Origin of the sequence: Culturomica sp. (genome assembly GCF_003524185.1) — a bacterium.
Classification (GTDB): domain Bacteria; phylum Bacteroidota; class Bacteroidia; order Bacteroidales; family Marinifilaceae; genus Culturomica; species Culturomica massiliensis.
Genome location: NZ_DOED01000033.1, coordinates 36,264 through 52,432, shown reverse-complemented (window position 1 = coordinate 52,432; position 16,169 = coordinate 36,264). Strand labels below are relative to the sequence as shown.

Below are 16,169 nucleotides of genomic sequence, written 5' to 3'. Positions count from 1 at the left end.
AGAACTTTTACCCGGGGAATATTTTCACAGTCATCCTTTTTCAATCAATAAATCACGGAAACGTCTTCATTTTTCACACAACACAATACCGGCACCAAAACGTCCGGCCTGTTTTCCTGCATACCGATAGGAAAAAAACTCATCCGGCCGGCACCGGGTACATAACCCGGAAATTTCAATATGGCGGGCAGACACACCGGCATGTGTCAATACATGAAAATTAGCCATCCACAAATCGACAAAAAATTTATCCGGAACTTCCGAAGCTGTAACCAACTCCGGCATATTTCCGAACTTTTTCCGGAAAACATCCGCCACCTCAGGCCCCACTTCAAAGCAACATCTCCCGATAGAAGGCCCGATACCGGCAATAATATCTGCAGGACAGCAACCGTAATTTTCCCGCATCCCGGCCACAGCTTTACCCGCAATACCGGCAACGGTGCCACGCCAACCGGCATGTATGGCTCCGATAACCCGCTTTACCGGATCGTACAACAACACCGGTACACAATCGGCAGACAAGACGAGCAGGCAAACTCCGGGGACATCCGTAATCATCCCGTCCGTATCCGGCAAACGGCTTTCTTTATCCAAAGCTCCCTTCCCCCTGTCTTCAGCTTTCACAACAGTAATGTGGTCAGAATGTATCTGATGAGCACATACCATCCGGCTTACTTCAAAACCGACAGCCTTTCCCAAATCCATTCGATTGTCCCGGATCATTTCATAATCAGTGCCTTCGGTAAAACCGATATTCTTTTCTCCCGAAGCAACAAAATGTACGATCTCTCCGAAAACGGACAGATTTTCAAAACGGTAAAAAGGGAACAGTCCGTTATCTATTTTTTGCATACCTGCTATCCATTAATTTCTCTGCAGCAGCTAATGTTTCGGGTTTTCCGACATCCATCCATTGCAAGCGGGACGGACAATAGGCCCGGATTTCTGTTTGCGCAGCTATTGACAAATAAAAATCGATAATCGAAAATTTCCCCTCCCACTTATTCATCCATTGAAATACCCGGGGCGAAAGCACATGGATTCCTCCGAAAGCATAAGCCGTATAATGTCCGGGCTGAAAATCAGGATAAGGAGATTTCACCTCCCCGGTCTTTCTGTTTTCCCAACCACACAATCGCTGAGTCCCGTCAAACAGCAAGTAACGCGAAGTCTTCCTTTCTCCGGCCAATAATGAGGCCAATGCCCCCGAACGGATATGTGCTTCATAAAATAACCTCAAATCCAAATCGGAAACAATATCGACATTATGAACCAGAAAAGGTTCGTTATCATCCAGAAAACAGGCAGCTTTCCGGATTCCTCCTCCCGTATCGAGTAATTCTTCCCGTTCATCCGAGATATCGATTCTCAAACCGAAATTTTCATGCAAACGGAGAAAGTCGATAATCTGTTGTCCGAAATGATGAATATTAATTATAATGTGATCGAAACCGGCAGCTTTCAAACGCAAGATAACATGTTCCAACATCGGTTTCCCGGCAATCGCCACCAATGCCTTCGGGCAATTATCCGTTAAAGGCCGTAAACGGGTTCCCAATCCGGCTGCAAATACCATTGCTTTCATACATTTCCCCAATAAGTTTCAATATTTTGTTCCCGGTGTATCAAATGTACCCGGACAGCATATGTTTTATACAGATGTTCCGCCAGATGCTGTGCTGCATATACAGAACGATGGCGGCCGCCGGTACACCCGAAACAAACCGTCAGACTCGTAAATCCTCTTTCAAGATAACGTTGCACAGAAGTATCCACCAAAGCATAAACATGCTTAAGAAAAACCGAGATCTCCCCATCCTCTTCCAAAAAACGGATTACAGATTCATCCAATCCGGTCGATTGCCTGTATTGCTCGTATCTACCCGGATTGTGGATTGCCCGGCAATCGAATACAAATCCCCCTCCATTTCCGGAACGGTCTTCCGGAATACCTTTTTTATAAGAAAAGCTATAAACATGAACTGTCAAAACATCTTCCTTTTTTCTCTCCGCAAAACATTCCAATTCTGTCATTTTCAACAACAAAACAGAAAGGTAAGGATACTCCGGAAAACCTTCCCGCAACAATTCTTTTAAATTCGCAATTGCCGGAGGCACACTTTCGATAAAATGTGCCTTCTTTTCAAAATACCCCCGAAAGCCATAAGCACCCAATACCTGAAGCATACGAAACAATACAAAGTGTTTCAAACGGGCATAAAACTCCTGCTCACCGACTACGACGTATTTCTGAAGTGCCAACCGATATTCCTCTGCCAGCTTACGCCTCAATTCCTGTGGATACATCGCTTTGGCCTGCCACAAAAAAGAAGCCACATCATAATAAAAAGGACCTTTCCGTCCTCCCTGAAAATCGATAAAATAAGGATTACCGTCACGTATCATGACATTCCGTGACTGAAAATCCCGGTACATAAAAGCTTCCGGAATCTCTGCCAGCACAACATCTGCCAGCAGATTGAAATCATTCTCCAGATCATCTTCCTGAAAATCAATCCCCGTTGGTTTCAGAAAACAATACTTGAAATAATTCAAATCCCAAAACACCGAGCGACGGTTAAATTCCGGCAAAGGATAACAGCGGTTAAAATCCAGCTCTTTCACCCCTTTAAACTGTATATCCGGCAAAAGAGTTATCGTCTTGTGCAACAAGCTGTATTCAGCCGCTCCGAAACAGCCGCTCCGGCGTGCCGCCGCCAACCCATCGAACAGCAGGCAATCCCCCAAATCCTCCTGCAAATAACACATCCCGTCATCACTCAATGCATATACCCGGGGTACGGGCAACCCTTGCCGGATAAAATATTCCGACATATAAACAAAAGCCCGGTTTTCTTCAGCCGAAGTCCCATTTACCCCGATCCGTATGTAGTGCATACTTTTCATGCGGAAATATTGCCGGTTCGAACCGGCAGCCGACAATGCAACGATCTCGCCGGGACGCTCGCCCGTATCCGATAAAAACAATTCGGTCAATCCTGATGTATCCATAAATGCTCAATTAGCCCCCGAAAATACAATTTAAAAACGAAATTTTCAGAATTTACAGGCCGGGAAATCGGACTTTTAAAAAACCGGTTTCAAATTATTCTCAAATTTCTTTGTAATTTATAATGAATGACATATCTTTGCAAGCCGTTAATGAAGAAAATTATAAATAAATAGATACGAGATGAAAAAAGGCATACATCCTGAAAATTACAGACTGGTAGCGTTTAAAGATATGTCTAATGGAACGACTACTCTTACCAAATCAACCGCTGCAACAAAAGAAACGATTGAAATTGATGGTGTTGAATATCCGTTGGTGAAATTGGAAATTTCCAATTCTTCACATCCGTTTTATACCGGTAAAGTGAAATTGGTCGATACGGCAGGACGTGTTGATAAGTTCATGAACCGTTACAAAACACATATGGAAAACAGAAAAAAATAATTTCTGCATGAAAAATAAATGAGGCCGCCTTAAAAAGCGGCCTTTTTTATTGGTCATATTTTTCGGAGGCTCGTATACCTTTTACACCTTTGGCATGAGAATTGCCCTATAGGGAGATAAACATTATATTTGCACTATATTGACAAAATGTCAGTTAGATCATCTATAAATTCTGTAATAACTAAAATTGAGAAGGAGAAGTAAATGGATAAAATAGATTTCAGAAAAATGCTGCTGGATGAGATTACAGAGGAATCTTCGGATTTTTTACCGATCATTGGTGATGAAAAAGAGCTGTTGAACAACGATATCAACATACCTGACACACTGCCAATATTACCGCTTCGGAATACCGTTCTATTTCCGGGCGTAATTATTCCCGTAAATATCGGCAGAGATAAATCGTTAAAGCTAATTAAATATGCTTACAAAGAAAACGCCTTAATCGGTGTTATCGCACAAAAGGATACAAACACAGAAAATCCGGAGTTCGACGATCTGTTTAAAATCGGAACCGTAGCCTCTATCCTGAAAATTCTGGAAATGCCGGACGGCACAACGACAGCTATCGTTCAGGGGAAAAGGCGCTTTCTGTTGGAAGATATCTTATACGATGATCCGTACCACGTCGGAAAAATCATATTAAAACAAGAAGAACGGATGCCGGAAAACGATCCGGAATACAATGCCATTGCCGAATCTTTAAAAGACATGGCCTCTAAGATCGTGAAATATTCCAGCCACATCCCGAGCGAAGCCGGTTTTGCTTTGAAAAACATCGAAAGTATGTTGTTTCTGATCAATTTCATATCTTCCAATACGGATGTGGAATACAGAAGCAAACAAGAATTACTGGAAATTGACAGCCTTAAACAACGGGCCATCAAATTACTGGAGATATTAAGTAAGCAAGTGAGCTTACTTGAATTGAAAAATGATATCCAGAAAAAGGTTAAAAGCGATATCGACAAGCAACAACGGGAATATTTCCTTCATCAGCAGATGAAAACCATTCAGGATGAATTAGGAGGTAATCCGGCCGATGAAGAAATCAAAGAGCTCGAAGAAAAAGCTTCCCAGAAGGAATGGAGTGATTCGGTCAGGGCTGTTTTTGACAAAGAACTGAGTAAACTCAAAAGATTAAATCCGGCTGCCCCCGACTATTCGGTACAATCCAACTATCTGCGGGAACTGATCGACCTTCCGTGGAACCATTGTTCCAAAGACAATCTCGATCTCAATCATGCAAAGAAAATATTGGACGGGGACCATTACGGACTGGAAAAAGTAAAAGACCGGATACTGGAATACCTGGCTGTATTAAAACTGAAAGCCGATATGAAATCGCCGATATTGTGCCTTTACGGTCCTCCGGGGGTCGGCAAAACCTCATTGGGAAAATCCGTTGCCAAAGCCATCGGCAGAGAATTTGTACGCATGTCATTGGGTGGTTTGCATGACGAATCTGAAATCCGGGGACACCGGAAAACGTACATCGGTGCTATGCCCGGCCGTATTATCCAAAGCATAAAAAAAGCCGGCACATCCAATCCCGTATTCATTCTGGATGAAATCGACAAAGTCGGTAATGATTTCCGGGGAGACCCGCAATCGGCCTTACTGGAAGTGCTCGATCCGGAGCAAAACACCAATTTCCATGATAATTTTCTGGACGTTGATTATGACTTGTCGAAGGTTATGTTTATTGCAACAGCGAATGATCTTTCGACAATCGCTCCGCCTTTACGCGACCGTATGGAAATTATAGAAGTCAGCGGTTATCTGATCGAAGAGAAAAGAGAAATTGCCAAACGCCATTTGATACCCAAGCAAATGGAAAATCATGGGATAAGTGAAAAAAATATAGAGATCCCGGATGATATAATCGATATGATCATCGACAAATACACCCGGGAATCCGGAGTACGAAGTCTGGATAAAATCATCGCCAAGATCATGCGGCAGATTGCCCGCAAGGTAGCGATGAACAAAAAGTTCCACATCGTTCTGGACGCCGATAAGCTAAAAGAATACCTCGGTTCTCCGATTTTTTCCAGAGAAGAATACCAGGGCAACGACCTTCCGGGAGTTGTCACAGGTTTGGCATGGACAGCCGTAGGCGGTGATATCCTGTTCATCGAATCAAGCTACAGCAAAGGGAAAGGACACCTGAGCCTAACGGGAAATCTGGGAGATGTAATGAAGGAATCAGCCACGCTGGCGCTCGAATACATCAAATCACATGCAGCCGAAATCGGACTGGATACAAACCTATTCGACGACCGGGATATCCACATCCACGTTCCTGCCGGAGCTGTCCCCAAAGACGGTCCTTCCGCCGGAGTCACCATGGTCACCTCCCTCGTATCTTCTCTGACAGGACGAAAAGTAAAAAAAGCCCTGGCCATGACGGGTGAAATAACATTGAGAGGCAAGGTGCTACCGGTAGGCGGTATCCGTGAGAAAATACTGGCAGCCAAACGTGCCGGTATCAAGGAAATCATCCTGTGCAGTGAGAACCGGAAAGACATCGAAGACATCAAGAAAGAATATCTGAAAGGTCTGAAATTCCACTACGTAGATACCATAGAAGAAGTGCTGAAATATGCATTATTGTAATAACAAAAGAAACGTGGCAAAAGCTTAGCTTTTGCCACGTTATTTTTTACCGGAAATCATGGTTTAGCCAATAACTTTCCGAAATTCATTTCCCCGTTTCCCCAAGCCACCGAAAGATCACCATCTGAAAATACAGGCAAACCCGAAACTGATATCCAACCAACGGAATTTCCATTTGTCCCGGGTAATCGTTTCGTCGGTCTCCAGGTCTGTCGCTTTCACACGCTTGTATTGCAAACTGCTGAAAGTAGCTTCGGCAGCCCAACGATCCGTAATCCGGATCCAGACACCCGGCTTCAATGTCGATGTCCACAGAAAATGTTTTCCGTCACTTCCTTCTTTCATATAACTGCGTCCCCAGCCCCAACCGGTTTCTGCGCGTAAAAAAGGACGTACCTGTCCTCCTCCGAAATCATAACGGATAAAAGGTACAATCTCTCCCGTATGCTGGCGTCCCCGCAAATCTTTCGTATATTCATACCCGACTCCGACACCGACAGCCAGGCCATTCCGGATAAAATAAGCCAAAGAGGGGGCAACTTTTATTGTGTACCCGGCCTTTTTCCGTTCCCCGTCCGGCATCAACACCCGTCCCCCATTCATATAATTAATTCGTCCTCCAATCACCCATTCCTGACTGTATTGGGCTTTAACCGCCGTCCCCGCAAGTAACAGTAAAATAAAAAAAGTCCATCTATTCATCGAGGCTTCGTGTTATTTTTTTGACTAACTTATATTTATTAAAAAACTCCCGCAAAATAACCCTCAATACGGTATAAGCAGGAATTGCCAAAATCATTCCGGGTACTCCCGCGATATTCCCAGCCATCAAGATCACCAGAAATATCTCCAACGGATGAGCATGCACACTATTTCCATAGATAAAAGGCTGGAAAACGACATTGTCTATCAATTGGGTGAAAAGCATTACAATGATCATGTATATCAACAAAGGCAATAAATCCGTATAAAAAGGCATATCGATATTCAAAACAATACCAACCGATACCCCGAAGATAATTCCGATCAACGGCCCGATATAAGGGACAACATTCAATATCCCGGAAATCAAACCGATCAAAATGGCATTGGGGAAACTGAATCCGATAAGCAACAAGCCCAGCGTATTTATCGTCATCACCCCGATCACTTCAACAATAATACCTACAAAATAGCGGATCAATAAATTCTGTATCGAGTCTAAAGCATTCCGCCCTCCTTCTTCAAACCTAGAAGGCAATACAGCCAAAACCATCCCGCTAAAAAGCCGGCTGTCCTTTAAAAAGAAAAAAGAAATAAACGTAATGGAAAAAAGAGCCACACAAATACCGCTGATAGTGCCTGCCAAGGAATCGAAAATAGAACGGATTTTCGTGACACTGACCAATGAACTCAATCCTTCCGAAATGTACTCGCCCACATCCCTGTCCCGCTCGATAATTCCGTACTCCCGCAATACATTGCCGAAATCATTCACCGGCCCCGACAACTTACTCATCACCCCCTCGACACTGATCGTTCCCAAATTCTCAAATTCATGCGTGACAACAGGTATTACCGTTATGATAAACAAGACAAAAACCGTCCATAAAGCAAGTAATGTCAAACCGGCTTTTATTCCGTCATGCAATTCATGCCCGCGAATCCGAACCTTACCCAATAGGTTTACAATCGGTTTACCCAAAAACGAAATCACTGCCGCAACCAATACATAAGCGATAATCGTCGAAAAATACCAGCAAAATAAACCGACACATATCAACCCGATAAATCCTAAAAAATATTTGCCGAAATTATTCATACTTATAATATTTGTAGAACAGTCAAAAATAAAGAAATATTGACATATAAAAAATTTATTTATTTCAAATTAAAAAAAATGGGAATATTGAAAAACATTCATATCTTTATTTCGTTTTTAACACTTTAGGCTATTACCATGTTAAAACGCATCTGGAACTTATATTATGATGGATTCCGTCATTTGCCGCGCTGGGCAAGAATTGTATGTGTAATCGTCATAGCCAAGCTACTGATCATGTTTATTGTATTCAAATTTAGCCTTATGCCGAACTATTTGAATACACATTATACTACGGATCAGGAAAAAAGTAATCATGTTTTTAAGGAACTAACAACAAAACCCTAAAATTATGCTATACGAAATCTCATCGGATTCTTTATTGGAATGGTCTCGTTGGCAATTTGCCATGACAGCCATTTACCATTACATGTTTGTACCTCTCACCCTCGGATTATCGTTTTTACTCGCCGTCATGGAAACCATGTGGGTACGTACCGGTAAAGAAGAGTGGTTAAATGCAACAAAATTCTGGATGAAGCTATTTGCCATCAACTTTGCCATCGGAATCGCCACGGGTTTGATACTGGAATTTCAATTCGGCTCCAACTGGTCGAACTATTCCTGGTTTGTCGGAGATATTTTCGGCGCTCCGCTGGCTATAGAAGGATTATTTGCCTTTTTTCTGGAAGCAACCTTCTTTGCCGTCATGTTCTTCGGCTGGAATAAAGTCAGTAAAAAATTCCATCTGGTATCGACCTGGATGGTATTTCTCGGTTCCAATATTTCCGCCTTATGGATATTGGTAGCCAATGCCTGGATGCAAAATCCGGTAGGCACTGAATTTAATCCTTTAAGCGCCCGCAATGAAATGGCTGATTTCTGGGCCGTACTGTTCTCGCCGACAGCCATGAACAAATTTTTCCATACGGTCACATCAGCCTACACCCTTTCGGCTTGCTTTGTTGTCGGCGTAAGCGCCTGGTTTATCCTGAAAAAAAGGAATCTGGAGTTTGCCCGGAAAAGCATTCTACTCGGCTCGGTATTCGGTATATTCAGTATCCTGGTCACCATCTTCACCGGCGATACGACGGCACAAGACGTTACCCGTACACAGCCGATGAAACTGGCAGCCATGGAAGGTCTTAACGAAGGCGGTAAAGGTGTCGGTCTCACCGTAGTCGGCATTCTCTCGGCAGATCCTTCATTGCCCAGTCCGAGAATGAAAACCGTCGAGTACGGATTTACGCTCCCCAAACTTCTCTCCCTGATGAGTTACAGAGATACGGAAGCCTTTGTGCCCGGTATCCGGAATATTTTGGACGGCTATACTTCCTATGAAGGTATTACGTATCCCTCTGTTGAACAACGAATGGCCAACGGCCGGAAAGCGATAGAGGCTTTAAAAAGCTATAAAAAAGCCGTACAGGACGACAACCAACAGGTAGCAGACAGTACACTTCGTGTCTTGAAAGAAAATTATTCCGATTTCGGATACGGCTATCTGGAATCACCCTACGATGCAATTCCTCCGGTTCCGCTGGTATTTTACAGCTTCCGTATCATGGTCGGTCTGGGAATGCTCTTTGTCGCTTTATTCATCCTGTCCTGGTGGTATGCCAAAAAACGAAAATTCGACAAATTTAAATTCATTCCGTACCTCGCCATAATTTGTGTTCCGCTGGCTTATATTGCTTCCCAATGCGGTTGGATCGTTGCGGAAGTCGGTCGCCAACCCTGGATCATACAGGATTTGATGCCCGTCAATGTCGCCATCACACGCATTGCCTCCGGTTGGGTCGTAACCACATTCTGGATGTTTGCCATACTCTTCACCCTTCTGTTGATCGCAGAGATCGGTATTATGTTCTCTCAAATCAAGAAAGGCCCGAAAGAGACATTATAATTTATAAATCGATTTACGAACTAAAACATTCCGATTATGTCATTATATTTCTTACAACACTATTGGTGGATATTAATCTCCATTTTAGGGGGGGTACTGGTATTCCTGCTATTTGTACAAGGCGGACAAAGCTTACTATATACCTTGGGTAAAAACAAAGAAGAACGGGATCTGATCGTCAACAGTCTCGGTCACAAATGGGAACTTACGTTCACAACCCTTGTCGTATTCGGGGGAGCCTTTTTCGCCAGTTTCCCTCTGTTTTACTCAACAAGCTTCGGCGGCGCATACGGTGTATGGATGCTGATCCTTTTTTGCTTCGTACTCCAGGCCGTATCGTTTGAATACCGTAACAAACCGAGAAATTTCTTAGGCACCCGTACCTATGAAGTTTTCTTAATGGTCAATGGTTTTGCGGCCCCACTTCTACTGGGAGCTGCAGTAGCGACATTTTTTACCGGTTCTCCGTTTCGTCTGGGTATGATGCACGATGTAGAATGGACCACTCCCTGGCGGGGATTGGACGCTTTATTCGTCATCACCAACTATTTCCTGGCTTTGGCTGTATTTTTCCTGGCCCGGACACTGGCAGCCCTTTACTTTATCCTCACCGTCGACAACAAAGACATCCGGACCAGAAGCCATAAACAAGTACTTTACAACTCGCTTCCGTTTGTCCTTTTCTTCCTGTTGTTTTTAGGCTCCATCCTCATAGGCAAAGGATATGCCATTACTCCGGACGGAACAATAGCACCCGTAGAATACAAATATTTTCAGAACCTGCTGGAAATGCCGTTAAACACAGTCATTCTTCTTATCGGAGTAATCGGGGTTTTATTCGGTATTATCCGGGCTATTCTGGTTCCACAGTGGAATAAAGGCATCTGGTTTGCCGGAGCCGGCACCGTATTGACTGTCGTCGGACTGTTCATCATTGCCGGATTCAACAACACGGCTTTCTATCCTTCATCCGTCGATCCGGATTCCTCACTGACAATCTATAATTCGTCGTCTTCACTTTACACCCTGAAAGCCATGTCATGGGTATCGCTGATCGTTCCCATTGTTATTGCTTACATCTGGTATGCATGGCGTTCCATGACACGCAAAGCGATGAATATAAAAGACCTGGAAGAATCAGACAATAAATATTAAACTCAGAAACGACACAGAAGCAAAAACTTCTGTGTCGTTTTTTATTCTGTCCGGGAAGCAACCGGAACACTCCCGTAAAATGTTCAAGATTCCGGATATTTACAATATATCCCCGATGATCCGGCGATAACCGGCATCGAGCTCCTGAAACAAATCCTTTTCCAAAATTGAAAACTCATCCCGGCTCCTCGTCAATACGATCTTACGGCCGCGAAGCAAATGTATGTAATCACAGATCCCCGTCAGAGACTGTAATATATGGGAGGTCAGCAGAATCGTCGTCCCTTGTCCTCTCAATCTGTCCAATATCAACATCAAAACTCTCGATGCTTCCATATCCAAACCGTTAAACGGTTCATCCAATATCAGAAGCGGTTTGTTTTGTTTCATTAGCCCCATCAAAGCCAGCTTCTGTTTCATTCCGGTAGAATAATTTTCAATCAATTCCTGCAAAGGCAAATTGAACAAGCGATTCCATTCCTCCTGATTGTAACGGGGCAGATTCGTCGGGAACAAACTCAGATATTCAGTTCCTGTTATACGTGAATAAAAAAAATTCTCGGTTTCCAAAAAACCGATATCAGTCCGCTTCAACGGCAGCCCTTTCCACAATACAGTTCCGCTATCTTTTTTCTTTATCCCGAATAAAGCATTCAGGAAAGTTGTTTTGCCGGATCCGTTCAATCCGACAATTCCGTGCACACACCCGGCTTTCCAATTGACGGATAAATTTTCCAACACCTTGGTGTTGCCGTATGAAACCGATAATTCTTTAATCGAAAGCATAAAAATAGGTATCTAAATTCTTCAATGCACTATAATACAAAAATAAATTGGCAACAAACACGATACCCGCAAAAGGCAGCAGCAGCGACAATAAGCCCACGGCTGAAATAATCAACGAGCGGACAGTGCTATAAGTATTCGGACGATAATATGTATATTTCATCAATATTCCGAACACAAACAGATTCAAAGCGGCAAAATAAGCCGACAGCGTATATACCCAATAAGAATAATGTATAAATGCAATACAGCAAAAAGGCAACAAAGCCAATGCAAAATAACCGGTGTGCCGGATCAGTTTCCGATTCAAAAAAAGACTTGGAGTAAGAGCTGTAGCCTCCAGTACGTTACGCGGTTCATTTTCCAGATAAAAAGAAAGTACGAGCAACGTAAAAAAAACGAATGCAGCAATCGCTATTCCCCAAAAGAAGATTCCACCCATCATTAAAAAAAGACACAGCCAAAGTGACAACACATTCTGCCGGATACCGCAACGCCATTCAAAACAAGTAACCGGCACAGGACGAAGAAAAACAGTGTATGTACAAACCGCTGTTGACAATGGCGGAACAAAAGCAATACCCAATAAAACCAGTATATAACACAACAAAGGAGTATACTCTTCATGAAAAAGCAAGCAGCCGATGATAAAGCATGAATAGAAACAATATTCCCCGAAATAAAGCCACTGGGGCCGTGAAACCTGTTTATATAAAAACAAAAAATCTTTTCTTTTCCGGTGAAGCAATAAAAACAAAACAGCCGATACGGAAAGTATCCCCCAGTTATAAGGTTGACCGCCCATCTTTTGCCACAGGAACAAAAAGCCAAACGGCACAATAACACACCATACGAAAATGATACGAAACAGACCGATTTCACCCATCCAGCGCCAGATTTGCATAAGCCGGATCCATAGTAAACGGGGAAATACTCGGGTCTTCATCTTATATATGTATTGGAGAAAATAAATCTACAAAAAATCCCGCAGATTCCGGAGAATCCACAGATAAATTGTTTACCTGCAAAATCTGCGCAATCTGCGAGAAAATATACCTGTTCCGCTTATCGTTTTCTGACAGGCGTAATCACTACATTAAACGTATAATCGTCATAAGGCAATAAATAGGGTTCCAGCGGCCATGCGCCCCAGCTATTGATACATCCCAGTCCCATTTGTTTCAGATCAAACGACAAGGTTGTCAAATCCCGCGTTTTCAGATCACCCGAATGACGTTGGTGCTTACGGGTACCCTCATCAAGATCATCCTGCAGATAGGGTAATGCAGAAGCAGAGAACGGCACGTCGGAACGGATTTCCAATCCACGTCCGTCGATATCTGTCAACTTCCACCAGCGAATATCCGTCTTGGTGCCCGATTCCTGCGGACGTATATACGGATAGTACTGATCTTTCACCAACTGCCGGTAACGGCCGATATTCTCACTGAAATTCCGGTCACTGTAATTTTCTACCGGTCCGCGTCCGTAGTAATCAATACGGTCAAAGCCTCCCGGCATAACCACCTGCATACCGAAACGGAAAAGGTGAGGCATTTTTTCTTTACTCTTATCGACCTTCATATCCTGACAGATACGAATCTCTCCCTCGTAATTTATCTCATAAATCATCTTCAAGGCAGCAGACACTCCCGGCATTTCATAATCGACGGTAACAAGAGCATTCGTACCGTTCTGTTCGGCTTTGAAACCTTTGACTTTCATTTCCGGATTTTTCCAGCTCCGGAAACGATTTTGCAAATTCGCACCCATATCGTTATCTGTCGGAGCACGCCAGAAATTAGGCTGCAAACTATAACCGTATTCCAGCATTTCCAATCCGTTCATGGAAAGTCCGCGAATCCAGCCGTTACGTTTATCGAAAGTCACCTGAGTTTCGCCAGTCGTCAATACAACATGTACCAGATCTTCATATATCTTCACAGCCTTATCGGATGCGGCAATAGAAGCATTAAAACCGGTATAAGGCTGAACCGACAGTTGGTCTTCAGCAACAACATAACCTGCTTGCAACAGTTGTTTGGCACGTTTCAATTTATACGACACATTCAGCAACAGTTCCTTTTCGGTACGAGGCAATTGATATCCCAAAGCCACCTGTTCCGTAGCTAAGGGCGCAACGTTCAACTGAGCCACAACACCGCTTTCAATTGCTTCTCCGTCTGCCAGCAACGTCCACTCCATGTAATAATCAGAGAGATCAATAAAGAAATTTTCATTGTAAACATTCACCAGGCCCTTTTGCAAATCAACCGGAGTCGTCCAAATAGATTGGTATACCTTTTTAACTTCATTCATATGGGGATTAGGTACACGGTCGGGACTGATCAAACCGTTACAGTTGAAATTGTTATCCGAGCCGTCATAAAGGTTAAAATCTCCACCGTACGTATAAATCATAGAACCGTCGCGGGAATAACCGCGCAATCCCTGATCTACATAATCCCAGATAAAACCACCCTGCAATTTCGGATATTTACGGATCAGGTCCCAATATTCTCTGAATCCCCCTTGTGAATTTCCCATCGCATGAGCATACTCGCATTGAATCAAAGGACGCGGATCATCACTTTTGGCAAATTTTTCCATCCAGTTCAGATCATCGTACATCGGACACATAATATCGGTGTGGGCTTTGCTCCCAGCCTGTTCATACTGTACGGCACGGCTCCCATCTCTTTCTTTGATCCATTTATAGCATGCTTCAAAATTAGGCCCGTCTCCGGCTTCATTTCCCAGCGACCAGAAAATAATGGAAGGATGATTTTTAAAAGCTTCCACCATCCGTTGATTTCTTTCCAGATGAGCTTTGGCATAAGCGGGATTTTTCGCCAGAGTTCTTTCCCCGTATCCCATTCCGTGCGATTCGATATTGGCTTCACAGACCAGATAAATACCGTACTCATCACACAGATTGTACCATTCCGGATCATCCGGATAATGACAGGTACGGATTGCATTCAAATTATTCTCTTTCATAACCTGAATATCCTGAATCATCCGTTCACGACTTACATAATACCCTGTCAACGGATCCATTTCATGACGGTCTGCTCCTTTAAACAACACCGGTTTACCGTTCACCCATATTTGTCCCAAATCTTTTTTCAACTCGATTTTCCGGAATCCGACACGTTGAGGGATAACCTCCAGTACCTTACCGGCAGCATTTTTTAAAGTAAACGTCAATGTATAAAGATTCGGTTCTTCGGCACTCCATTTAGCCGGATTACTTACTTCAATAAAAGTCCGGATATTTCCTTTACCATCCGGCCGTACTTCTTTTTTACCGACCGTCGCCCCATTCATGTCCTTTAATTCCAACTCTACCGATCCGCCACCACGGGTAACATTGGCTACAACATCCAATTTTCCGTCCTTATAAGCAGCATCCAAATCGGGCGTAATAAAAATATCCTCGATATGCACCGGAGTCCTTGCGTACAGGTAAACGTCCCTGCCGATTCCCGATAAACGCCAAAAATCCTGATCTTCCAGATAACTACCGTCACACCAACGATAGACCTGCATAGCAATCAGATTCTTTCCCGGCTGCAAATATTTAGTGATATCAAACTCTGCCGCCATTTTACTATCCTCACTATACCCTACAAATTTACCGTTCACCCATACATACAGATTCGAAGTCGCAGAACCGACATGCAGATACACTTGCCTGCCTTTCCAATCGGCAGGTAAATCAATCGTTTTGCGATACGATCCGACATGATTATTTGCAGACTCCACCAGCGGCGGATTGCTACGAAACTGATTCGACCAGGCATACCCCACATTCTTATATAAAGGATCACCGTATCCGTTCACTTCCCATATACCCGGTACCGGGAAATCGACCCAACACTGATCCTCAAAACCGACCTGATAAAAATTAACCGGCTTCTCCGTTTCATTCTGCACCCAATTAAATTTCCACATGCCATTCAAAGACATAAAATTGGACGCTTTTTCTTTAATGCCTGCTTGCGCCGATTCAACAGAAGGATAGGCAAAATAAGCCGCCCTCATCGCCGCCCGGTTGATCGCATTCACCTCCGGATCCAGCCATTCCTTCTGACGTGCAAACGTTGCCATTGACAGAAGCACACATACAGATAAAAACAATTTTCTCATAGACAATTTATTTTAGTGTAAAATATTTTACAAAGTGTGTTCAAAAATAACAAATAAAATGAATTTAAACGCAGAATTATGCTCTAAAAAAGCAGAAATAAGAACGATTCGCCCGCAAAAAGCCTTAAAAGGGCTAATTTTCAATTTCAAAAAGACAAAAAAATAACATTTAAGAGAATAGGTTAGAGTATCAAAAACAAAAGGACCTGCAGTACTGTTAAAAACAAAAACAACTGCAGGTCCTTCAATACATTACGAATGACCGGATTCAATTATTCAGCAAAACACGC

13 protein-coding genes are annotated in these 16,169 nt (G+C 43.2%); 5 read left to right on the top strand and 8 right to left on the bottom strand.

Annotated elements, in window-relative coordinates:
* Positions 1–66: 66 nt before the first annotated feature.
* The 3 genes from pgeF to DD657_RS11410 are packed head-to-tail and all read right to left on the bottom strand — an operon-like array spanning position 67 to position 3,015.
* Positions 67–855 carry a peptidoglycan editing factor PgeF gene (pgeF, locus tag DD657_RS11420; protein WP_287049939.1) on the bottom strand — a complete coding sequence of 263 codons (789 nt, stop codon included), beginning with the start codon at positions 853–855 and terminating at the stop codon, positions 67–69.
* On the bottom strand, positions 839–1,588 hold the full coding sequence (locus DD657_RS11415; protein ID WP_021989090.1) for a nucleotidyltransferase family protein: 750 nt from the start codon (positions 1,586–1,588) through the stop codon (positions 839–841). Before DD657_RS11415 ends, pgeF begins: the two co-directional genes overlap by 17 nt.
* On the bottom strand, positions 1,585–3,015 hold the full coding sequence (locus DD657_RS11410; RefSeq protein ID WP_273133658.1) for a RapZ C-terminal domain-containing protein: 1,431 nt from the start codon (positions 3,013–3,015) through the stop codon (positions 1,585–1,587). Before DD657_RS11410 ends, DD657_RS11415 begins: the two co-directional genes overlap by 4 nt.
* A 181-nt stretch (positions 3,016–3,196) precedes the next feature.
* Between DD657_RS11410 and DD657_RS11405 the strand changes: the two genes are divergently transcribed.
* Positions 3,197–3,460, top strand: a complete 264-nt coding sequence (locus tag DD657_RS11405) for a type B 50S ribosomal protein L31 (RefSeq protein ID WP_021989092.1) — start codon at positions 3,197–3,199, stop codon at positions 3,458–3,460.
* 204 nt (positions 3,461–3,664) lie between these two features.
* Positions 3,665–6,079, top strand: coding sequence for an endopeptidase La (gene lon, locus DD657_RS11400; RefSeq protein ID WP_068691719.1), 2,415 nt, complete (start codon positions 3,665–3,667; stop codon positions 6,077–6,079).
* A 117-nt stretch (positions 6,080–6,196) separates the two neighbouring features.
* Here the strand turns inward: lon and DD657_RS11395 are convergent, their stop codons facing one another.
* On the bottom strand, positions 6,197–6,781 hold the full coding sequence (locus DD657_RS11395) for an outer membrane beta-barrel protein (protein WP_118773330.1): 585 nt from the start codon (positions 6,779–6,781) through the stop codon (positions 6,197–6,199).
* Positions 6,774–7,880: an AI-2E family transporter gene (locus DD657_RS11390; RefSeq protein WP_021989095.1), complete on the bottom strand. Its 1,107-nt coding sequence runs from the start codon at positions 7,878–7,880 to the stop codon at positions 6,774–6,776. The genes DD657_RS11395 and DD657_RS11390 overlap by 8 nt, the downstream gene beginning before the upstream one ends.
* A 138-nt stretch (positions 7,881–8,018) precedes the next feature.
* Here DD657_RS11390 and DD657_RS11385 point away from each other — a divergent pair, with 138 nt between their 5' ends.
* Genes DD657_RS11385 through cydB form a run of 3 tightly spaced genes read left to right on the top strand, consistent with a single transcriptional unit; the run spans position 8,019 to position 10,941 of the window.
* The gene (locus tag DD657_RS11385; protein WP_021989096.1) at positions 8,019–8,228 is read left to right on the top strand and encodes a DUF4492 domain-containing protein; all 210 of its coding nucleotides are present in this window, start codon (positions 8,019–8,021) and stop codon (positions 8,226–8,228) included.
* Between the two features lie 4 nt (positions 8,229–8,232).
* Positions 8,233–9,786, top strand: coding sequence for a cytochrome ubiquinol oxidase subunit I (locus DD657_RS11380; protein WP_273133655.1), 1,554 nt, complete (start codon positions 8,233–8,235; stop codon positions 9,784–9,786).
* Between the two features lie 36 nt (positions 9,787–9,822).
* Positions 9,823–10,941: a cytochrome d ubiquinol oxidase subunit II gene (gene cydB, locus DD657_RS11375; protein WP_118773329.1), complete on the top strand. Its 1,119-nt coding sequence runs from the start codon at positions 9,823–9,825 to the stop codon at positions 10,939–10,941.
* A 99-nt stretch (positions 10,942–11,040) separates the two neighbouring features.
* On the opposite strand, the gene DD657_RS11370 is transcribed toward cydB, so the two are convergent.
* From DD657_RS11370 to lacZ, 3 genes are all read right to left on the bottom strand, one after another.
* Positions 11,041–11,727 carry an ATP-binding cassette domain-containing protein gene (locus DD657_RS11370; protein WP_287049934.1) on the bottom strand — a complete coding sequence of 229 codons (687 nt, stop codon included), beginning with the start codon at positions 11,725–11,727 and terminating at the stop codon, positions 11,041–11,043.
* Positions 11,714–12,673, bottom strand: a complete 960-nt coding sequence (locus tag DD657_RS11365; RefSeq protein ID WP_147379420.1) for a hypothetical protein — start codon at positions 12,671–12,673, stop codon at positions 11,714–11,716. The genes DD657_RS11370 and DD657_RS11365 overlap by 14 nt, the downstream gene beginning before the upstream one ends.
* A gap of 119 nt (positions 12,674–12,792) precedes the next feature.
* Positions 12,793–15,879 (bottom strand): beta-galactosidase, LacZ type, encoded by a 3,087-nt coding sequence (lacZ, locus tag DD657_RS11360; protein WP_021989101.1) that lies wholly within the window; start codon positions 15,877–15,879, stop codon positions 12,793–12,795.
* Positions 15,880–16,169 lie beyond the last annotated feature (290 nt).